Source organism: Amycolatopsis thailandensis, from assembly GCF_042723255.1.
Classification (GTDB): Bacteria; Actinomycetota; Actinomycetes; order Mycobacteriales; family Pseudonocardiaceae; genus Amycolatopsis; species Amycolatopsis thailandensis.
In genome coordinates this window covers 88,709-109,109 of record NZ_JBHXJK010000009.1, presented here as the reverse complement: position 1 = coordinate 109,109, position 20,401 = coordinate 88,709, and the positions used below count along the sequence as shown (strand labels likewise).

The 20,401-nt window shown below is 69.8% G+C and carries 15 protein-coding genes; 11 read left to right on the top strand and 4 right to left on the bottom strand.

The genetic code is table 11. The features are described from left to right. Positions 1–41 precede the first annotated feature (41 nt). From ACFWMR_RS05810 to ACFWMR_RS05765, 10 genes are all read left to right on the top strand, one after another. Entirely contained in the window at positions 42–1,712 is a 1,671-nt protein-coding gene (locus ACFWMR_RS05810; RefSeq protein ID WP_378377321.1) for a PucR family transcriptional regulator, read from the top strand. A gap of 137 nt (positions 1,713–1,849) precedes the next feature. Then, positions 1,850–3,112: an MFS transporter gene (locus ACFWMR_RS05805; protein WP_093936059.1), complete on the top strand. Its 1,263-nt coding sequence runs from the start codon at positions 1,850–1,852 to the stop codon at positions 3,110–3,112. Positions 3,113–3,210: 98 nt separating this feature from the next. Beyond that, complete coding sequence (locus ACFWMR_RS05800; RefSeq protein WP_378377318.1) at positions 3,211–4,122, top strand: serine hydrolase; 912 nt, start codon at positions 3,211–3,213, stop codon at positions 4,120–4,122. A 120-nt stretch (positions 4,123–4,242) separates the two neighbouring features. Further along, entirely contained in the window at positions 4,243–5,631 is a 1,389-nt protein-coding gene (locus tag ACFWMR_RS05795; RefSeq protein WP_378377317.1) for a serine hydrolase domain-containing protein, read from the top strand. Beyond that, the gene (locus ACFWMR_RS05790) at positions 5,628–6,530 is read left to right on the top strand and encodes a serine hydrolase (RefSeq protein ID WP_378377316.1); all 903 of its coding nucleotides are present in this window, start codon (positions 5,628–5,630) and stop codon (positions 6,528–6,530) included. Before ACFWMR_RS05795 ends, ACFWMR_RS05790 begins: the two co-directional genes overlap by 4 nt. 9 nt (positions 6,531–6,539) lie before the next feature. Then, a complete protein-coding gene (locus tag ACFWMR_RS05785; RefSeq protein ID WP_378377314.1) occupies positions 6,540–8,138 on the top strand; it encodes an ABC transporter substrate-binding protein in 1,599 nt (532 codons plus the stop codon). Then, a complete protein-coding gene (locus tag ACFWMR_RS05780; protein WP_093936034.1) occupies positions 8,138–9,118 on the top strand; it encodes an ABC transporter permease in 981 nt (326 codons plus the stop codon). The genes ACFWMR_RS05785 and ACFWMR_RS05780 overlap by 1 nt, the downstream gene beginning before the upstream one ends. A 1-nt stretch (position 9,119) precedes the next feature. After that, positions 9,120–11,000, top strand: a complete 1,881-nt coding sequence (locus ACFWMR_RS05775) for a dipeptide/oligopeptide/nickel ABC transporter permease/ATP-binding protein (protein ID WP_378377312.1) — start codon at positions 9,120–9,122, stop codon at positions 10,998–11,000. Then, complete coding sequence (locus ACFWMR_RS05770; RefSeq protein WP_378377310.1) at positions 10,997–11,989, top strand: ABC transporter ATP-binding protein; 993 nt, start codon at positions 10,997–10,999, stop codon at positions 11,987–11,989. Before ACFWMR_RS05775 ends, ACFWMR_RS05770 begins: the two co-directional genes overlap by 4 nt. Then, positions 11,986–15,318, top strand: coding sequence for a serine hydrolase (locus ACFWMR_RS05765; protein WP_378377308.1), 3,333 nt, complete (start codon positions 11,986–11,988; stop codon positions 15,316–15,318). Before ACFWMR_RS05770 ends, ACFWMR_RS05765 begins: the two co-directional genes overlap by 4 nt. Before the next feature lie 148 nt (positions 15,319–15,466). On the opposite strand, the gene ACFWMR_RS05760 is transcribed toward ACFWMR_RS05765, so the two are convergent. The 4 genes from ACFWMR_RS05760 to ACFWMR_RS05745 all read right to left on the bottom strand — a co-directional run bounded on the left by ACFWMR_RS05760 (position 15,467) and on the right by ACFWMR_RS05745 (position 19,685). Beyond that, positions 15,467–15,652 carry a hypothetical protein gene (locus tag ACFWMR_RS05760; RefSeq protein WP_378377306.1) on the bottom strand — a complete coding sequence of 62 codons (186 nt, stop codon included), beginning with the start codon at positions 15,650–15,652 and terminating at the stop codon, positions 15,467–15,469. Positions 15,653–15,722: 70 nt separating this feature from the next. Further along, the gene (locus ACFWMR_RS05755) at positions 15,723–17,825 is read right to left on the bottom strand and encodes a HelD family protein (protein ID WP_378377304.1); all 2,103 of its coding nucleotides are present in this window, start codon (positions 17,823–17,825) and stop codon (positions 15,723–15,725) included. A gap of 87 nt (positions 17,826–17,912) precedes the next feature. Beyond that, complete coding sequence (locus ACFWMR_RS05750; RefSeq protein WP_378377302.1) at positions 17,913–18,833, bottom strand: helix-turn-helix domain-containing protein; 921 nt, start codon at positions 18,831–18,833, stop codon at positions 17,913–17,915. 9 nt (positions 18,834–18,842) lie between these two features. Further along, on the bottom strand, positions 18,843–19,685 hold the full coding sequence (locus ACFWMR_RS05745; protein WP_378377300.1) for an alpha/beta fold hydrolase: 843 nt from the start codon (positions 19,683–19,685) through the stop codon (positions 18,843–18,845). 121 nt (positions 19,686–19,806) lie between these two features. On the opposite strand from ACFWMR_RS05745, the gene ACFWMR_RS05740 reads away from it, so the two are divergent. Beyond that, positions 19,807–20,400 (top strand): TetR/AcrR family transcriptional regulator, encoded by a 594-nt coding sequence (locus tag ACFWMR_RS05740; RefSeq protein ID WP_378377298.1) that lies wholly within the window; start codon positions 19,807–19,809, stop codon positions 20,398–20,400. Position 20,401 lies beyond the last annotated feature (1 nt).

Genomic DNA, 20,401 nt, shown 5'->3' with positions numbered 1-20,401 from the left:
CGAACCAATCGGTTCGGTGAGACCGGGTTTAACTTCGGGGGGTGCTGACACCGGTGCCCAGCAAGCCGCACACGAGCTTGGGGCGCGTCCTCGAAGACCTCGGGGACGTGCTCCTGGAGCCGGTCGCGGTCGGCCGGACCACCCGCAAGCAGCTCGGCGGGGTGGTCATCCACGATCCGCACGACGAATCCGACATCCCTGGCGGAGCCGTCGTGCTCGGCGTCGGGGTGCGGGAGCAGGACGAGGTCGTCCGCCTCTTGCGCGACGTGGGCGCGAGGGGCGCGGCGGCGCTCGTCGTCCGCTCTCCCGTCACCCCGACGCCGGAACTCCGGCGCGCCGCGGATTCGTCCGGGGTCGCCCTGCTCGGGCTCGCGCGAGGCGCGTCCTGGGCCCAGCTCGCCGCCATGCTCAGGACCCTGCTCGCCGAGGGCGACGTCGGCGAGGTCTCGCCGCAGACGCTCGGCGGCATGCCGTCGGGTGACCTTTTCGCGCTGGCCAACGCGATCGCCGCGCTCCTGGACGCCCCGGTGACCATCGAGGATCGGAACTCACGTGTCCTCGCCTTCTCCGGACGCCAGGACGAGGCCGACCCTTCCCGGGTCGAGACCATCCTCGGCAGGCAGGTGCCGGAGCGGTTCACCCGCGGTCTGGAACAGGACGGCGTCTTCGAACGGCTGTACCGCGACCACACGCCCGTCTACGTCGACCCGCAGCGATACGAAGACATCGAGATCGTCCTTCCCCGGGTGGCGCTCGCCGTCCGGGCAGGCGACGAGATACTCGGCTCGATCTGGGCGGCGGTCCGGGAACCGCTCAGCGACGAGCGGACCCAGGCGCTGATCGACGCCACCAAACTCGTCGCGCTGCACCTGCTCCGGCTTCGCGCGGGCGCGGACGTCGAACGACGGCTGCGCGCGGACCTGGTGAGCACGGCGCTCGAAGGCGGTTCCGGGGCGCCGGAGGCCATCGCCCGGCTCGGCCTGCTCGGCCAGCCGTCGATCGTGCTCGCCATGGGACTGCTCGGCGCGCCCGCGCTGGAGGACGACCTCCGGCTGGTCGCGGATCGCCAGCGGGTCGCCGACGCGCTCGCCATGCACCTCAGCGCCGTACAGCCGCGCTCGGCCGTCGCTCTCGTCGGCGACGTCGCCTACGGCATCGTCCCGATGCCGGGCAGCCACGACGACTGCCAGGAGCGTTCGGTGCGGGTCGCGTCGACCTTCCTGGAGCGCACCGGGCGACGGGCGGCCGCCGCGATCGGCATCGGCCCGCTCGCGCTCGACGGCTCCGGCCTGCGTGCCTCACGTGACGGCGCGGACCGGGCGCTGCGCGTGCTGCTCACCAACGCCGGCGCGAAACGGGTCGCGACCGCCGACGACGTCCACGTCGACGCGCTCATGCTGGAACTGGCCGACCTCGCCGCGGCCAGGGGAGACGTCGCGACAGGACCTGTCGCGCGGTTGCTCGCCTACGACGCCCAGCACCAGTCACAACTGGTGCACACCCTCCGGTGCTGGCTGGACGCCTTCGGTGACATCGGTGCCGCGTCCGCCGCCGCCTACGTCCATCCGAACACGTTCCGCTATCGCTTGCGGCGCCTCGCGGAAGTCGGGGAAATCGACCTCGACGACGCGGGCGAGCGGTTCGCCGCGATGGTGCAACTACGGCTATTGCCCCGCGACGCGCGGACAGGGCCACCGGGCGCCGAAGACTGACGTTGGTCTCCCGGCCCGAAACGGCGCCGGATGTTCGTGAAATCGCACGAACTCCGTCCGCCGAGTGCGTTTCAGAATGAGTGATCGGCGCCACCCTCGCCGTTCTCCTTCTCTCCCAACGTTTCCGCGGAGGCGCCATGACGGCAGTGGTCAATGAGGACACCTGGACAGCGCGGCGGATCAACCGGACGGCGCTCATCACCATGGTGGTGATGGTCTTCGCCTGGGCGGTCGACTACATCGACCGGTTCTCCATCGGGATGGCGCTGCCGATGATCGGCGCCGAGTTCGACCTCAGCAAGACCCAGCAGGGCTGGCTCGTGACCGTGTTCGCGCTGGTCTACATGGTCTGCCAGATCCCGGCGGGATTCCTCGCCGACCGGTACGGTTCGCGGGGGCCGATGCTGGTGACGTTGCTGGCCTGGTCGGCGTTCACCGCGATGACCGGGATGGCGGGCACCTTCGGCATGCTGTTGGTCGTCCGCGGCCTTTTCGGCGTGTGCCAAGGTCTTTTCCCGGCGGCCTCGTTCAAGGCGATCGCCGAACGGACCACTCCCGGCAACCGGGCGACGGTGACCGGCGTGATGCTGTCCGCCGGCGGGATCGGCGCGGGACTCGCGCCGCTGATCGTCGGCCCGCTGCTGATGGCCCTCGGCTGGCGGCACACCTTCTTCTGGATGGCCGGGATCGGCGCGATCATCGGCGTGGTCGTCTGGACGCTGTTGCCCAAGCCGCTGCCGAAGTCGTTGAGCAGTCTTCCCCGCACCGAGGCGAGCACGCCCGAAGTGTCGCGCAAACAGGTGCTGAAGTCCTTTGTGGTCTGGAAGTTCACACTGTTGTTCTGCGCCACCAACATGCTGAACTACGGCCTGATCACCTGGGTGCCCAGCTATCTGCTCGAAGCGCGGGGCTTGACGCTGAATCAGACCGGGGTCCTCGCGGCCATCCCGATGCTGGTCAGCATCGGCACGACGATCCTCGGCGGCTGGCTGTTCGACAAGTACTTCCACGACCACGGCCGCTGGTATCTCGGTTCGATCGCGCTGGTGACCGTGGCTTTGCTGACACTGATGGTGAACGCGGACAGCACGGCGGAATTCACCCTCTACGAGACGCTCGCGCTCGCGGTGTTCGGCATGGCGACGATGGCCGTCTTCGGTCTGCCGCTGCGGGTTCTGCCCACGGCCGTCACCGGAATCGGCATGGGAGTGATGAACTTCGGCGGCCAGGTGGCCGGCGCGGTCGCTCCGGTGGCGATGGGCTGGCTCGCCGACGCCTTCTCATACACCGCGGCGTTCGGTTTCCTCATCGGCACCACGTTCCTCACCGCGGTGATGGCGTTCTGGGTGCCGCAGAATCCGGCGCAGTTCACCTTCTCCCCGGCGAGTCCCAGGGGCTGAAGGGGCCCTTCACCGCGTCAGATGCGACGAAAGCGTCCTTCGCCGCGTCGCATGCGGTGAAGGGCCCCTTCAGTCCACCCAAAGCAGACAGGAGTTCCATGACCACCGCGTCCCAAGTCATCGAAACGATCAACGCCCGAGCCAAGGAGGTCGGCGTCCGGGTCCGGCTGCACGCGGCCGAAATCGACGGCGCCCGTCGGATCGGGATCGACGAGAACGCGCCCGTCGTCACGGCGTCGGTCTTCAAGGTCCCGATCGCGCTGGAGCTGGCGAGGCAGGGCGCCGAGGGTGAGCTCGACCTCGGCGAGCCGGTCACCGTCCCGCCCGGGCACCCCACGCCGAGCCCGTACGGCCTGGCCACCTTCCGGCACGAGATCACGATGTCCTGGTACGACCTCGCGATCCTGATGATCGGGATCAGCGACAACGTGGCCACCGACCTGATCCTCGCCCGTGTCGGGAAGGAACCGACGGCCAAGACGTTGCGGCGCCTCGGTTTCGAGCACACCACCGTCCCGCAGGACTGCCGCGAGGTGCTCGACAGCATCGGCGAGGACCTCGGGATCTCCTACGAGGACGATGAGAAAGCGCTGTCCGAGCTGTCGATCGAGCGGATACACGCGTTGCGCGCGTTGCAACCGGCGCACACCTGCGCCACGACGGCCGAGGAGATCACCCGGCTGCTCGGGCTGATCTGGCGGGACGAGGCCGCGTCGCAGTCCGCGTGCGCCGACGTCCGGCGCTGGCTCGACCTCCAGGTGTGGCCGCACCGGCTGCGATCCGGGTTCCCGGACGACGGGATCCGCGTCAGCGGCAAGACCGGGACGCTGCCGTCGGTGCGCAACGAGGTGGGTGTGGTCGAGTACCCGGATGGCGGCCGTTACGCGGTAGGGATTTTCACCGACGCCGTCGACGGGCGGTCGCGGGTGCCGGAGCGGGACGCGTTCATCGGCTTCGCCGCGGCGCAGGCCGTCGAATGGCTCAGGCTTCCCGAGGCCGGGGACGAATGATTCGTCCGCCTGGATGAATTTTCTCGCCGCTCTCGTCGTTCCGCACGAACCGGTGACGCCCGTCACCGTCTTAGCATTCCGGGAACTGCCGGTCCACTCTTTCCACGGACAAGGATGCCCATGTCGAAACTTTCCGAAATCGATGCCTGGCTCGCGGACAACTTCGCCGAGCTCCTGGCGAAGCATCAGGTACCCGGCGCGGCCGTCGCGGTCTTCGCGAACGGCCAGGTGATCGACCACGCGGCCGGCGTCCTGAACAAGAGCACCGCCGTGGAGTCCACAGTGGACTCGGTCTTCCAGATCGGCTCGATCACCAAGGTGTGGACGACCACGCTGGCGATGCAGCTCGTCGACGAGGGCAGGCTGGACCTCGACAAGCCCGTCCGCGACTATCTTCCCGAGTTCGTCCTCGCCGACGACGCCGCCGCGGCGCGGATCACCGTGCGGCAGCTGACCTGTCACACCTCCGGCTTCGAGGGCGACATCTTCACCGACACCGGACAGGGCGACGACTGCGTCGCGAAACTCGTGGCGACCCTCGCCGACGTGCCCCAGCTGTTCGAGCCGGGGGAGATGTTCTCCTACAACAACGCCGGGTACTGCGTGCTCGGCAGGATCGTCGAGGTCCTGCGCGGCAAGTCCTACGACGACTGCCTGCGCGAGCACCTGTTCGCGCCGCTCGGGCTGACCCACGCCGCGGCCGGGCCGTACGACGCGATCCGCTACCGCGCCGCGATCGGCCACGTCCAGCCCGCTCCGGACGCCGAGTCGGTCGCCGCGCCGGTCTGGGCGCTGACGCGGTCGAACGCCCCGGCGGGCTCGCATCTCGCGATGCGCCCGCGTGACCTGCTCACCTTCGTCCGCATGCATCTCAACGAAGGCCGCGCGGACGACGGCACCCAGGTCCTGAAGCCCGAAACCGCCCGCGCGATGTGGGAACGCCAGGTCGAACTGCCCTACCTCGGCCTGATGGGTGGGGCGTGGGGCCTCGGCTGGATGATCTTCGACTGGGACGGCGGCCCGGTGATCGGTCACGACGGCGGCACCATCGGCCAGTCGGCGTTCCTGCGGGTGGTGCCGGGCAGCAACGTCGCGGTGGCGCTGCTGACCAACGGCGGCAAACCGCTGCACCTCTACCTGGACGTCTTCCGGAAGGTGCTGGGCGACCTCGCGGGCGTCGAGGTCCCGCCGCTGCCCGAGCCCGACGCCGCGGAGGCCCCGGCCGACCCGTCCCGCTTCGTGGGCGAGTACTCGTCGCAGGTGGCGGAGATCGTCGTCAGCCAGGACGAGGACGGCGACCTGTGGCTGGAGCGCACGCCGAAGGGGATCTTCGCCGAGCTCGGGACCGGGCCGGAGAAGAGCAAGCTGCTCGGCTACAAGGGTGACACCCTGGTGGTGGCGCACGACGGGCTCGGCCTGCACATGCCGCACGCGTTCGTCGGTGACGACGGCACCGGCCGCGCGTTGTACGTCCACACCGGCCGCGCCGACCGGCGGGTGAGCCGGTGACGGCGATCGTCGAACGGATCGAAGCGGTCTTCGCGAAGGCGGGGGCGCGCGGGTTCGTGCACGCGCGCGAGGTCGGCGCCCCCGGCGGTCCCGAAGTCGGCGTCGGTGCGGACGACCCGGTCGTGCTGGCGTCGGTGTTCAAGATCCCGGTGGCGGTCGCCTTCGCCCGTGAGGTGGCCGCCGGACGGCTCGACGACACCGAGCGGACCCGTGTCACCGCGCGCTACCGGATCGGCGGCATCGGCACCGCCGGCTGCGCGGACGACGTCGAGATGAGCTGGCGCGACCTGGCGCATTTCATGCTGACGATGAGCGACAACGCCGCGACCGACGTCGTCTACCACCGGGTCGGGCAGGAGGCCGTCGACAAGGTCCTCGCCGATCTCGGACTGACCAGGACACGGCTGATCGGCTGCTGCGAAGACCTCTTCGCCTCGGTGATCGCCGATCTCGGCGCGAAGCCGGACGACGACCTGGAGGCCGTCTTCGCCGCGGCCACCGAGGAACAGCTGTGGAAGCTCGCGGTGCTCGACCCGGAACGCACCACGGCGTCGACGCCGCGTGAGATCACCGAACTGCTGGACGCGATCTGGACCGACCGCGCGGGCGACCCGGCCGCCTGCGAACGCGTAAGGACGATCATGGCCCAGCAGATCTGGCCGCACCGGATCTCGTCCGGTTTCCCCGCGGGAGTGGCGATCGCGGCGAAGACCGGGACACTTCCCGCGGTCCGCAACGAAGCGGGGGTGGTGACCTTTGTGGACGGTCGCCGGTACGCCGTCGCGGTGTTCACCCGCGCCGACTCCCTCGCCGATCGCCAGCCCGCGATCGATTCCGCCATCGGCGAAGCCGCCAGCCTCGCCGTCGAACACCTCCGTGCGCAGACCGTCACCCAGTAGGAGAACCGCATGAAGAAAGCCCGGCTCACCGCCGCGATCGCGAGCGTGGTGGCCTTGACCGTGAGCGCGTGCGGGGGGACGTCGCAATCCGGGCAGGACCGGACCGCGAACCAGAAACTCACCGAAGGCAAGACCTTCACCATGGCGATCGGGACCGACCCGGGAGCGCTGGACCCGGCGATGACCGTGCTCTCGACCGCTCTCGAAATCGGCCGCTACCTCTATGACAGCCTGATCAACCTCGACGAGACCGGGAAACCGATCCCGGGACTCGCCGAAAAGTTCGAGGCCACCACGACCACGGCCTCCTTCACCCTGCGGAACGGAGTCACCTGCGACGACGGCGCGCCGTTGACCGCGAGTGACGTCGCCGCGAACATCAACTTCGTCGGGGACCCCGCCAACAAGTCCCCGATGTCCGGGCTCACCGTCACGCCGGGAACCAAGGCGACCGCCGACGACGCGGCCCGGACGATCACCCTCACCAGCGGGGCGCCGGACGCGTTCCTGCTGCGCAACCTCGGCGGGATGCCGATCGTCTGCGGCAAGGGCGTGACCGACCGGCAGGCGCTGGCCAAGGGGAAGTACGGCACCGGCATGTTCACCATGACCGAGATCGTGCCGAACGACCACTACACCCTCACCCGGCGGAAGGACTACGCGTGGGGACCGGGCGACTGGAAACGCGACCAGCCTGGTTTGCCGGAAAAGGTCGTCTTCCGGGTCGTCCAGAACATGACCACCACGTCGAACCTGCTGCTGTCGGGTGAGCTCAACGCCGCCCGGATCACCGGTCAGGATCAGCAGCGCCTCCGCGCCCAGAAGTTGTTCCACGGCGAGATGGTCGTGCCGATGGGCGAGATGTTCTTCAACCAGGCGCCGGGCCGTGCCGGTGCCGATCAGGCCGTCCGCCGCGCGCTGGTGCAGGCACTCGACCTGGCCCAGATCGGCAAGGTGCTCACCAGCGGCGCCGGGGCGCCCAGCCAGGGCATGGTCACCACCGAACCCAGGGCGTGCGCGGGTGACGCGGTGAGCGGCAAGCTGCCCGCGTTCGACGTCGCCGCGGCCAAGTCGGCCCTCGACGCGGCCGGGTGGAAGCCGGGCGCGGACGGCGTGCGGGTCAAGGACGGCAAACGGCTCGCGCTCACCGCGATCTACGGAACCCAGCTGGGGCCGACGATGGCTTCCGCCGCCGAACTGATGCAGCAGTCGTGGAAGGCCGCCGGCGTGGACGTCACGCTCAAGGGCCTCGACAGCCCGGGGACCAGCCAGGTGCTCTTCAACACCGGCGAGTGGGACATCTCGCTCGCGCCGGTGACCCTGTTGCTGCCGAGCCAGGTCAGCTCGTTCGTGTCCGGGCCGAAGCCGCCCGCCGGGACGAACTTCGCGCACATCGAGAACGAGAAGTACACGTCGGAAGCCGCGAAGGCGGCGCAGTTGCCGGGGGACTCCGGCTGCGCGACCTGGCTCGCCGCGGAGTCGGCGCTCATCGAGCGGCTGGACGTCGTGCCGTACGTCAACTCGGTCGTCCCGATCTTCGGCAGCAACGCGCGGTTCAAGGTCAACTTCGGCACGATCGAACCGTCGAGCGTCCGGATGTACAGCTGATGGCGGTCGCGCTCGCGCCGTCGGGACTGCGCGGCAGCCCCTGGCTCTCGTTCGCGGTGCGCCGCCTCGGCCGGTTCGCGGTTTCGCTGTGGGTGCTGGTCACCATGGCGTTCCTGATGATCCAGCTGATCCCCGGCGACCCGGTCCGGGCGGCGCTCGGGCTGACCGCGCCGGTGGAACTGGTGAACGCGCGGCGGGCGGCGCTCGGCCTCGACGATCCGTTGTGGTCGCAGTACGTCCACTACCTCGGCGGGCTGGTCACCGGTGACTTCGGGACGTCGATGACGAGCGGGCAGCCGGTCTCCGAGGTGATCGGGGACCGGCTGCCCGCCACCCTCCAGCTGGCGTTGCCCGCCTTCGCGGTGGTCATCGCGGTGGCGATCCCGCTGGGACTGCTGTTCGCCGTGCTGACCCGGGGCGGACGGCGCCGGGGTGGCGAACTGGCCTTCACCTCGACGACCGTGCTGCTCGCGGCCATCCCGGAGTTCCTGCTCGCCGTCGCGCTGGTCGCGTTCTTCGCGGTCCGGCTCGGCTGGTTCCCGGTCGCCGGGAACGCGGACGCGACCTCGTTCGTGCTCCCGGTGATCGCGCTCGCGCTCGGCCCGGCCTCGGTGCTCTCCCGCATCGTCCGGGTGGAGACGCTTTCCGTGCTGGGCAACGACTTCATCCGCACCGCGCGGGCGAAACGGTTGCCCGCGCGGCTGGTGTACCTGCGGCACGCGCTGCCGAACGCGCTGACCGCGACGCTGACCATGGGCGGGCTGATGCTGACCGGGATGGTGGCGGGGACGGTGCTGGTGGAGACCGTGTTCGCCTGGCCCGGCCTCGGTTCCACCATCACGCAGTCGATCCTCCAGAAGGACTATCCGCTGGTGCAGGCGATCGTGCTGGTCTACGGCATCGGGGTGCTGCTGGTGAACCTGACGGTGGACGTGCTGCTGGCCGCCCTCGATCCGCGTTCGACGATCCGGGAGAACTGAGATGGCGAAGTGGTTCGCGGCCCTGCGCACGCCGGTCGGCGCGTTTTCGGCGGTCCTGCTGTTCCTGGTGCTCGTGCTCACGGTGTTCGCCCCGATCCTGTGGCACGACAACGCCTTCGAGATCGACACCGAGGCCATCGCGCAAGGGCCGTCGGCGGCGCATTGGCTGGGCACCGACGACCTCGGCCGCGACATCCTCTTCCGTGTCCTGGTGGCGACCCGGCTTTCGGTACTGCTGGCGGTGTTCGCGACGGTGATCGGGGTGGTGACCGGACTCGTCCTCGGCACGTTGCCGTCGCTGCTGCCACGGCCTGCCGCCCGGCTGATCACCTCGGCGGTGAACATCGCTGTCGCATTCCCTGGTCTGCTTCTGGTGCTGTTCTTCTCGGTCATCTTCGGGGTCGGTACCCACGGTGCGGTGCTGGCGGTCGGGTTCGCGCTGGCACCGGCGTTCGCCCGGCTTGCGCAGACGTTGTCGGCTTCCGTGGCGGGGCAGGACTTCGTGTCCGCCGCGCGGATCTCCGGCGTCGGCCGGATCCGGCTGCTCGTCCGGCACATCCTGCCCAACATCGGTGAACCGCTGGTGGTGAACGCGACCATCGGCGCGGGCGCCTCGCTGCTGGCGTTCGCCGGGCTTTCGTTCCTCGGCATCGGTGTCCAGGCGCCGGAGTACGACTGGGGACGGCTGCTCGGCGAAGGGCTCAACGGGATCTACGTCAATCCGGCGGCGGCGCTCGCGCCGGGTGTCGCGGTGGTGCTGGCCGGGCTCGCCTTCAACCTGGCGGGGGAGACCGTGGCCGGCGTGATCGGTGTCCGCACCGGGCTGCGCAAGCTCGCACCGCGGAAGGCCGTTCCCGCCAGGGAGAGCGCCGCCGAAGACCGCGACGACGCCGTGCTGGTGGTCGAGAACCTCCAGGTGGCTTTCCCCCGTCCGGCGGGCTGGACCGTGCCGGTGCGCGGCGTGAGCTTCACCGTCCACGCGGGCGAGGCGATCGGCGTCGTCGGAGAGTCGGGTTCGGGGAAGAGCCTGACCGGGCTGGCGGTGTCACGGCTGGTCGAAGCGCCGGCCGTGGTCACCGCGGACAGGCTCGATTTCGCCGGGAAACCGTTGCTGAAGACCCCGGAACGGGAATTGCGCGGGCTGCTCGGCACGTCGCTGGCGATGGTGTTCCAGGATCCGATGACCTCGTTCAACCCGACCAGGCGGATCGGCCGTCAGCTGGCCGAGGTCGCCGAACAGCACCAAGGCCTGCCGCGTGCCAAGGCGTTCGAACGGGCCGTGGACCGGTTGCGCGCGGTGCGGATCCCGGCCGCCGAACGGCGTGCGAAGCAGTACCCGCACGAGTTCTCCGGCGGGATGCGGCAGCGCGCGATGATCGGCATGGGGCTGATGGGCGACCCGCGGCTGATCATCGCCGACGAACCGACCACCGCGCTCGACGTCACCGTACAGCGGCAGCTGTTACGGCTGCTGGCGCGGACAAGGGCCGAACGGGACACGGCGATCATCCTGATCAGCCACGACATCGCGGTCGTTTCGCAGACCTGCGAGCGGATGCTGGTCATGTACGCGGGCCGGGTCGTGGAGGACATGCCGTCGGCGGGGACGCCGAGGCATCCCTACACCAGGGCCTTGCTGGCCGCGACGCTCGACCTGGAGACCGATCGTGACGCGCCGCTCGCGGTGATCCCCGGCCGTCCGCCGGAACCGGATCGCGTGCCCACCGGCTGCGCCTTCGCCGACCGGTGTCCCGCGGTGACCGACCGCTGCCGTCTCGAAGACCCGGTGCTGGAACGCGTGGAATCCGGGCATCGCGTCGCGTGCTGGGAGGCGTCTTCGTTGCCCGTCAAGGAAACCGTGACCGCCGGAGGTGCGGAGTGAGCGATCTCGTCTTCGACGCGGTGAGCGTGCGATACGGCGGACGGCGCGGTCTCACCGCCGTCGACCGGGTCGGGCTGACCGTCCCTTCCGGACAGGTCGTCGGGCTCGTCGGCGAATCGGGCTCGGGCAAATCGACGCTCGCCCGTGCCGCCGTCGGGCTTTCGCCGGTCAGCTCCGGACGGGTCCTGCTGGGCGGGGTGGACGTCCGGAAACTGCCAAGGCGTCCTCCGTTGCAGATGGTGTTCCAGGATCCGTATTCCTCTTTGGACCCCCGGATGAGCATCGGGGAGTCGATCACCGAGGCGATCCCGCGCGGTGTCCTTTCCGGTCGCGGCGCGCGCCGGGACGAGGTCGCCCGGCTGCTGGAACTGGTCAACCTCGATCCGGATCGCGCCGGGCACCTGCCACGGCAGCTTTCCGGCGGCCAGCGGCAACGGGTGGCGCTCGCCCGCGCGCTGGCCGGACGGCCCGAGGTGCTGATCGCGGACGAGATCACCTCGGCGCTCGACGTCTCGGTGCAGGGCGCGGTGCTCAACCTCGTCCGGTCCGTGCAACGGCGGCTGGGCCTGTCGATGCTGTTCATCTCCCACAACCTCGCGGTGATCCGTTACCTCAGCGACATCGTCGCCGTGATGTACCTCGGCCGGATCGTCGAGGTCGGCCCGGCGGAACAGGTGCTCACGGATCCCCAGCATCCCTACACCCGCGACCTGCTCGCCGCGGCGCCTTCCGCGCACACCTCCTTGCTCGGCACCGGCGAGGACGCGGCGATTGCCGACACCGAGCCCGCCGACCCGCACCATCCGCCTGCCGGATGCCGCTACCACACACGCTGTCCGGTCGGCCCGCTCGTGCGCGCAGACCGCGAACTCTGCCTCCAGGCGGATCCCGCCGCCGACGCGGCACACCGACGTCATTCGGCGGCCTGCCATTTCAGCGAAAACGAGAGCCGCCGGCTCGCGATCCCCAGAGGAGCAAGCGCACCATGACCCGACGTCTCGGTCTTGACGACCTGTACGGAATCGCCGTCCCCAGCCAGCCTTCGCTGTCGCCGGACGGCGAACGGATCGTCTACGTCCTGCGCACCGCGGACCGCGACGAGGACCGGAACACGCACACGCTCTGGGAGGTCGGCGCCACCACCGGCGAAGCCCGGCAGTTGACACGCGGAACCGCCGACCTGGCGCCGAAGTGGGCGCCGGACGGCGCGCGGATCGCGTTCCTCCGCGCCAAGGACGGCCCGCCGCAGCTGTGGTTCCTGCCGTCGTCGGGCGGGGAGGCCGAACAGATCACCGAACTCCCGCTCGGGGCGGGCGCGCCGGTGTGGAGCCCGGACGGCGGCAAGATCGCGTTCTCGGCCGCCGTCGACCTGGCCGGCGGCGAACCCGCGCCGAACGCGCCGGTGGTGGCGGACCGGCTGGACTTCAAGGCCGACGGCGCCGGGCTGATCAAGACCATCCGCAAGCACCTGCACGTCCTCGACGTCGCCACGAAGGAAGTCCGGCAGGTCACCTTCGGCGATTGGCACGCCGGCGACCCCGCCTGGTCGCCGGACGGCACGCACCTGGCCTTCTCCGCCGGGCGGGACGCCGACGCGGACCTGACTTTCCGTTCCGGCGCCTACGTTCTCGACGTCACGACGAAGACGTCCGAGCCGCGGCTGGTCGGCTCCGGTGAAGGCATGGCGGGCACCGTCGGCTGGACGGCGGACGGTGCCGCGTTGCTGGTGGTCGGCCGGGCGGACACGCGGGTCGGTCACCTCGGGCTGCTGCGGGTCTCGCTCGACGGCGGCGAGTCCGTGGATCTGGCGGCGTCGCTCGACCGCAACGTGATGGCCGGTGGCGCGGGCTACCCGGGCGCGCTTCCTCAGTTGACCGCGGACGGCGGTTCCGTACTGTTCGGTCTCCGCGACCGCGGCTGTACCCATCTGTACCGAGTGGACGTCGACGGCGGGAATCCGCGTGCCGTCCTGGCGGGCGCCGGCAACGTGGTGTCCGGAATGGACATCGCGGGGGCCCGGGCGGTGGTCGCGCTGGCCACGGAGACCTCGTTCGGCGAGATCGCGGTCGTCGATCCGGAGACAGGCGACGTCGACGTGCGCACCCGGCACGGCGCCGCTGTCGCCGAGATCGAGCTTTTCCGGCGCGAGGAACGGGAATTCACCATCGGCGACGGCACCGTCGTCCACGGCTGGCTGCTGCGTGACCCGGCCCGGTCCGGCGCCGCGCCGCTGCTGCTGGACATCCACGGTGGCCCGCACAACGCCTGGAACGGTGCGGCCGACTCGGTCCACCTCTATCACCAAGCGCTGGTCGCGCGAGGGTGGGCGGTGCTGCTGCTCAACCCGCGAGGCAGCGACGGCTACGGCGAGGACTTCTACACCGGCGCCGTGGGCGCGTGGGGCACCGCCGATTCCCCCGACTTCCTCGAACCGCTGGACCAACTCGTCGCCGAAGGGATCGCCGACGCGGACCGGCTCGCCGTGTCGGGCTACAGCTACGGCGGGTTCATGACCTGCTACCTGACCAGCCGCGACAACCGTTTCGCCGCCGCCGTCACCGGCGGCGTGGTCAGCGACCTGACCAGCATGGGAGGCACTTCCGACCTCGGGCACTACCTGGCCGTCGGCGAACTCGGCGGCACGTCGTGGGACATGGCGTACGCGGAATTCTCGCCGTTCTCGAAGGTCGACCAGGTGCAGACGCCGACGCTGGTGATCCAGGGCGCGGAGGACGATCGGTGCCCGGTCGGCCAGGCCGAGCAGTGGTTCGGCGCCCTGCGGGCGCGCGGCGTCCCGTCCCGGATGGTGCTGTACCCGGACGCGTCGCATCTGTTCATCCTCGACGGCCCGCCCTCGCACCGGCTCGACTACAACCGGCGGATCCTCGACTGGGTCGAGCAGTACGCCGTGCCGGTGGGCGGAGTGTCGCGGGTGCCGATCGAAGCGGAGCACTGGCGACGGCGCCTGGCCGAACTCGCGCGCAAGCACCGCGTCCCCGGTGCCGCGCTGGGCATCACCCGGGTCGGCGATGACGTGGAAGGCACTGAGGTACTCGCCTCCTACGGCGTGCTCAACACGGCGACCGGGGTCGAGGTCACCGAGGACTCGGTGTTCCAGATCGGGTCGATCTCCAAGGTGTGGACCTCGACCGTGGTGATGCAGCTGGTCGACGAAGGGCTCCTCGATCTGGACGCGCCGATCTCCGACGTCGTCCCGGAACTGCGGCTGGCCGATCCGGACGTCGCCAAGCAGGTGACCATGCGGCATCTGCTGACGCACACCAGCGGGATCGACGGCGACGTCTTCACCGACACCGGCCGTGGTGACGACACGCTGGAGCGCTACGTCGAGATCCTCGACCAGGCCGCGCAGAACCATCCTCTCGGCGAGACCTTCTCCTACTGCAACTCGGGTTTCGTGCTGATGGGCCGGGTGATCGAGAAGCTCACCGGGCAGACCTGGGACGCCGCGATGCGGGAGAAGCTGTTCGCCCCGCTCGGCCTCACCCACACCGTGACCCTGCCCGAGGAAGCGCTGATGTTCCGCGCCGCTGTCGGTCACGTCCCCGACGCGGACAAGGAACCACGGCCCGCGCCGATCTGGGGACTGCCCAGGAACATGGGCCCGGCCGGCCTGATCACCGCCACGACCAAGGACGTCCTCGGATTCGCCCGGCTGCACCTGACCGGCGGCCTCACCCCGTCCGGTGAGCGGATCCTGACGACCGCGTCCGCGACCGCGATGGCCTCGAAGCAGGCCGACATTCCCGACAAGCATTCGCTCGGCGATTCCTGGGGGCTCGGCTGGATCCGCGACGACTGGAGCGGTCAGCGGGTCATCGGCCACGACGGCAACACGATCGGACAGTCGGCGTTCCTGCGACTGCTGCCCGCCCAGGGGCTCGCCGTCACGCTGCTCACCAACGGCGGCAACACCCGCGACCTGTTCCAGGAGCTGTACCGGGAGATCTTCGCGGAACTCGCCGATGTGGCGATGCCGAAACCGCTGGAGCCGCCCGCGATCCCGGTCACCGTCGACGGTTCGAGGCACGTCGGCGTCTACGAACGGGCCGGGGTGCGGATGGAGGTTCTGTCCGAAGGGGACGGTCTCCGGCTGCGGCAGACCGTCACGGGACCGCTCGCGGACTTGATGCCGGAGAAGACGATGGAGTTCGACCTGGTCCCGGTGGCCGACTCGCTCTACGTCTGCCGGGAGCCGGGTGCCCAAACCTGGATGCCGGTCACCTTCTACACCTTGTCGACCGGTGAGCCGTACTTGCACTACGGCGTGCGCGCGACGCCGAAGGTGTCCTATTGAGGGTAGTCGAATATGGCTTTCCTGACCGGTCGCGTCGGCGGCGGATGTTCCCAATGTCGCATTCGTGTCGCTGAGCGTCTCCAATGCGACATTGGGAACAAGGACCGGGAACAGGAGCCCCGAAAGACCAGCCGGGCGGGCCGTGTGCTTACGCCCTGCGTTTGGCCACGTAACGGATGATCAGAAGCACGATGCAGACGACCGAGACGGCGCCCGCGATCATGCGGAAAGTCCAGTCCATCCCCGCGAACTGACCGATCGAGTTGGTGGCGGCGCTGACGAGGAGGACGAGCCAGAGAGAGGCGGTGACCAGGACGCTTTTGCTGTCGTTCATGGGAAAGACGCTAGGGAAGGGCAAGGTGGGGAACCAGGGGAGTGACCCCCGATCGCTGGTGGTGCTGGCGCTACCCCGGAAACGGCGTGAGTTCTTGGATCCGTGACAGTTCGGCCGGTACCGGGCCGGGATGCACGATCTCCAGCCGCCGGGTGGCGCGTGTCATGGCGACGTAGAGATCGTTGTGTCCCAAGGGGGTGGTGAGGATCGCGGCGGGGTCGATGATCAGCACGGAATCGAATTCCAGTCCTTTGGCCTGGACGGGTGTCAGTACGACGACCGGATCGGTGATCGCGGGTGTCATGGCGAGGCGCAAAGACCTCCTGAGCATGGTCAGGTGGGCGGGCGGGGTGATGATCGCCAGCCTGCCGGAGGTGTGCCCGCCGGCGATGCCGGCGACGACGTGGGGCAGTTCGGCGAGCGTGGTGCGCCGTCGCCGGGGTGATTCACCGGAGGCGCGTACGGATCGGGGCGGTCGCAGGCCGGGATGGTGCGCGGCGAACAGGTCGCCGGTGGCGGCCATGATCTCGGCCGGGGTTCGATAGTTGATGGTGAGCTGGGCCAACCGCCAGCGATCGCGCACATGTGGCCGCAGTACGCGATCCCAGGACGAGGCGCCTGCCGGATCGCTGGTCTGGGCGAGGTCGCCGACGATGGTCATCGATCTGGTGGGGCAGCGGCGCATCACCATCCGCCAGGCCATCGCGGACAGTTCTTGCGCCTCGTCGACGACCACGTGCCCGAACGTCACCCTGGACGCGGCGCTGGTTTCGCCGAGGATCGCGGCCGCCTCGTCCAGCAACGGAATGTCCGCCGTGCTCCACCGCCCGGCCGGGTCGGCGAGCAGGTCGGTCACCACCTGCCGCGCGGTCAGCGGGGGCCACAGCTCGTCCAGCATGCGGCACACCGCACCGTCGGTCAGCAAAGCGCTGCGCAGGCGGGCGACGTCGTCCTCGTCGAGCAGGCGCCTCGGGCCGGCACGGTCGTCCTCCCGGCCGGGGTCGATCACCACACCGGCGGCGGCCAATGCCCGCAGGTCGGCCGCGCTGAGCCGCCCGTCGGCGCTGCCGCCATCGATGGCGTCGCCGGTATCGGTGAACACCACGCTCTCCATCTGGTCGATCAGGCACTGAGCCATCAGTTCGACGAGCCGTCGCTGGAACACCAGCCGAGCCTGGTTGTGCGGTAATCCACTCCGGGTAGCCATGTCCAGCGCGCGGCGGCAGTCACTCGGATCCAGCCGCACCGTCTGCTGCTCGAACTCCGCCTCGACCGGCTCATCGGGCACGCGCACCCGCGACCGCACCGCGGCGGCGATCCGGTCGGCCATGTCGGCCCCGCCTTTGACCTCGGCGATCTCCGCCGGGTCCGTGCGGCCGATCCGGATGTCCGGACGGAGCAGGGAGATCGTGCCTGTCACCACGGCGTGTTCGCCCAGCCCGGGGAGCACCTGCCCGATGTGGTCCAAGAAGACTTCGCTGGGGCCGACGATCAGCACACCCCGCGTGCGCAGGTGCGGACGGGTGTACAACAGGTAGGCCAGCCGGTGCAGTGCGACCGCCGTCTTGCCCGTCCCCGGTCCGCCCTGCACCACCAGCACTCCGGCATATCCGTCGCGGACGATGTGGTCCTGTTCGGTCTGCAGCGTGGTCACGATGTCGCGCATCCGTCCGGTTCGATCCGCCGTCAGCGCCGCCATCAACGCGGCCTCCCCGACCAAGGCGCCTTCCTCGGCGGTATCGGCCGTATCCGGATCGAGCAGTTCGTCGTCCAGCGCGAGGACCACCCGGCCTCGGGTCGTGATGCGCCGTCGCCGTCTCACCCCGTGCGCCGCGGCCATGGTCGCGGTGTAGAACGGCTGAGCCGCCGGCGCCCGCCAATCGAGAAGCAACTGCTCGTCGTACTCGCCCTGGAACAACCCCAGTCGGCCGACGTAAACACGGCGCCCGTCACGCAGGTCCAGCCGCCCGAAGCACAGTCCGTCCTCAACGGACTCCAGGCGAGCCAGTTCCGCCTGCCACAACGCCATCGCGTCCCGGTCCGCGTCGGCATCCCGGGCCGCGGACAGCCGGGTCGCCGCGTGCGCGCGCAGGGTGTCCAGCCTGGCGTACAGGGCGGTCACGTACTCCTGTTCGAGGACAAGCTCGCGATCGGTCTCGTCGCTGGTCGGCACCCCTGAACTCCTTGCCGTTCGATGATCGATGACATCGAGGGTGCACGGCGATATCGCGAAGAAACAGTCTTGTTCTTGTCGGCGGCTTCAGCCGGTCGACACGAGGCTGGGCGGCCGGCAAGGACCACCCAGGGCCGGCGCCTGGTCTATCAGGCTGTCGCGGGGTTGCGGGGCCGGTGATGATCCGGGCCACGCGACGTCGTCGATGGCGAGCCACGGCGCGACGGCCACGACCGAGGGCGTCTGCCCGGTGAACGCCTTGACCTCGCGGTGGAGGTGGGATTGGTCGACGTAGCCGCACTCGGCGGCGACGCTCGCGGCGGGGTGACCGGCCGCGAGGAGGTGCGCGGCGTGGTCGAACCGCACCAGGCTGATGGCGCGTTTGGGGCTGATTCCGAGCTGTGACCGGAAGCGGGACCACAGGCGCTTGCGGTCCCATCCGACCTCGGCCGACAGGGTGTCGACCCGTATCCGCCCGCGGCTCCTGAGCGTCCGCCGCCAGCTGTGGGCGACTTCCGGTTCGACCGGTGTGCGGACGCGCATCCGTTGGCTCACGACCTCGGCCGCGATCCTGAACCGTTCGTCCCATGTCGAGGCGGAGCGCAACCGGCCTTCGAAACGCCCGGCGTCGCGACCCCAGACGTCCGCCAGCGATGACATCGTCCCGCTCAGATCGGGTGCCGCGTCGAACACAGTGGCCGCCACGTCCGGCTCCAGCCGGATCTGGAGGCATTCACCCACGTGGCCACCTGCCCGCAGATCGCCGGGCGCGAGCCCGATGACGACGCTGCCGCGCTCGTGTCGGTCACGGCTGTCGACGACGATTCCTTCTCCCTCGCTAAGGTCGATGAGCAAGGTGACGGACGGGTGCGTGACCATGGCGATGTCCACGGGGGCGGGGAGACTCTGGCGGAACCCGGCCATGCTGACCCCCGGCAGCCGATTCGGCCGACGCGGAACCGCGATGTCCACCGTGTTCCAGTCCAGCGGTGTTCCGGTCAAGGGCACACGGCCAGTCTAGGGATCGGGAACCACCGGCGGGGTGCTCGCGGTTCGCCGCCGCGAGGTCCAGTCCAGCAGTAGTTCGGCGGTCGCCGCGGGGGCTTCGAACGCGGGAAGGTGCCCGACACCGGACAGCAGTTCGATCCGAGCTCCTGGCACCACCTCGTACTGCCGCACCGACGACGGGTCCCAGCGAGGATCGGCCGTACCGAAGACCGCCAGTACCGGGACGTCAAGGGCGGCGAGGCGATCGGGCACGCCGCGCTCGGCGATGTACTCGGTGTTGTGGCGCAATATCGCCCTGAACGTGTCGTAGGAGATGTGTTTGAGATCGGCGACCGCCTCATCGGGTACGTCCACCGGGAGAGCCGCCGTCGCCCCGATTCCCTTGCGGATCACCGCATCCGAACGTCTCGGCCAGATCAGTGGGCCGAACGGCGGGCCCAGCAGGAGCCGAAGGATCAACGGCTGGGCGAGCAACGCGCCGGGATGCGGGCCGCAGCTGATCAGCGCGACCGAGCGCACCAGGTCGGGGCGCTGTTCGGCGAGGGCGGTGGCGACGTAGCCGCCGCTGGAGTGCCCGGCGACGGCGACTTCGCCGAGGCCGAGGTCGTCGAGCACCGCCGCTACTCGGCTCGCCTGAGCGGGCACGTCGTAAGGCGGTGAAGGTGGGGATTGGCCACAGCCGGGGAGGTCGACCCGGATGACGTGATGGTGATCGGCGAGGGCCGGGACCACCGGGCTCCACGACGCACCCGACGCCCCGGATCCGTGGATGAGCAACAGCGGCGGCGCCTGCCGCGGACCGTCGCGCACGACGTGTATCCCCTGCGAACGCTCAACATCGTTCTCGCTCATGCGGGGATCGTGCACGGTCGACGACCAGCGGTCTTGGACGAATGTCGTCCTGCGATCTACGCCACGCTGAATTTTTTCGACAGCGTGCAGAGTTTTCTCGGCACTGTGTCATAGTCGTGTCGTGGCACCGAAACGTCGGGAAACACCGAGCAAGGGCGATCTGCGGGAACAGGCGATCCTGGACGCCGCCGAGGTGCTGCTCGAACGGGAACACGCCGAGCCGATGACCGTCGAGTCGATCGCCAAGGGGGCGGGCATCTCCCGCGGCTCGCTGTACTTCTACTTCGGGTCGAAACAAGAGGTTCTCGCCGCGCTGGTGGCACGCACCGTCGCCCGGTTGTACCTGGACGAGCAGCCCGCCGACCCCGGCCTGCCCGCGCACGACACCGTGCGAAGGGCTGTGGGGAACGCGGCCCGCGCCTGGCGTGAGCACGGACCGGTGATGCGGGCGGCGGTCGAGTTCGGCCCCGAAGTGCCCGAGATCGCCCGGCTGTGGCGCGAAACCATCGCCAACAACGCCGAGGCCATGACTCGCGTCCTCGTCGCGGGCGGCCTGCCCGCCGGGGACGGCCCGACCGGCGCGGCGGCGCTGGCCCAGGCTCTGTGCTGGATGACCGAACGCAACTTCTACCACGCGTCGACACAACCCGGCGGCCTGGATCGCATGACCGAGACGATGGTCGAGATCTGGTGCCGCCTCCTACCTGGAGGGTAGC

What these genes read in the sequence shown, in the direction of transcription:
- ACFWMR_RS05805 (WP_093936059.1), top strand. Translation starts at nt 1,850, where the DNA reads ATGACGGCAGTGGTCAATGAGGACACCTGGACAGCGCGGCGGATCAAC.
- ACFWMR_RS05760 (WP_378377306.1), bottom strand. Translation starts at nt 15,652, where the DNA reads ATGAACGACAGCAAAAGCGTCCTGGTCACCGCCTCTCTCTGGCTCGTC.
- ACFWMR_RS05795 (WP_378377317.1), top strand. Translation starts at nt 4,243, where the DNA reads ATGTCGAAACTTTCCGAAATCGATGCCTGGCTCGCGGACAACTTCGCC.
- ACFWMR_RS05800 (WP_378377318.1), top strand. Translation starts at nt 3,211, where the DNA reads ATGACCACCGCGTCCCAAGTCATCGAAACGATCAACGCCCGAGCCAAG.
- ACFWMR_RS05785 (WP_378377314.1), top strand. Translation starts at nt 6,540, where the DNA reads ATGAAGAAAGCCCGGCTCACCGCCGCGATCGCGAGCGTGGTGGCCTTG.
- ACFWMR_RS05775 (WP_378377312.1), top strand. Translation starts at nt 9,120, where the DNA reads ATGGCGAAGTGGTTCGCGGCCCTGCGCACGCCGGTCGGCGCGTTTTCG.
- ACFWMR_RS05745 (WP_378377300.1), bottom strand. Translation starts at nt 19,685, where the DNA reads ATGAGCGAGAACGATGTTGAGCGTTCGCAGGGGATACACGTCGTGCGC.
- ACFWMR_RS05765 (WP_378377308.1), top strand. Translation starts at nt 11,986, where the DNA reads ATGACCCGACGTCTCGGTCTTGACGACCTGTACGGAATCGCCGTCCCC.
- ACFWMR_RS05780 (WP_093936034.1), top strand. Translation starts at nt 8,138, where the DNA reads ATGGCGGTCGCGCTCGCGCCGTCGGGACTGCGCGGCAGCCCCTGGCTC.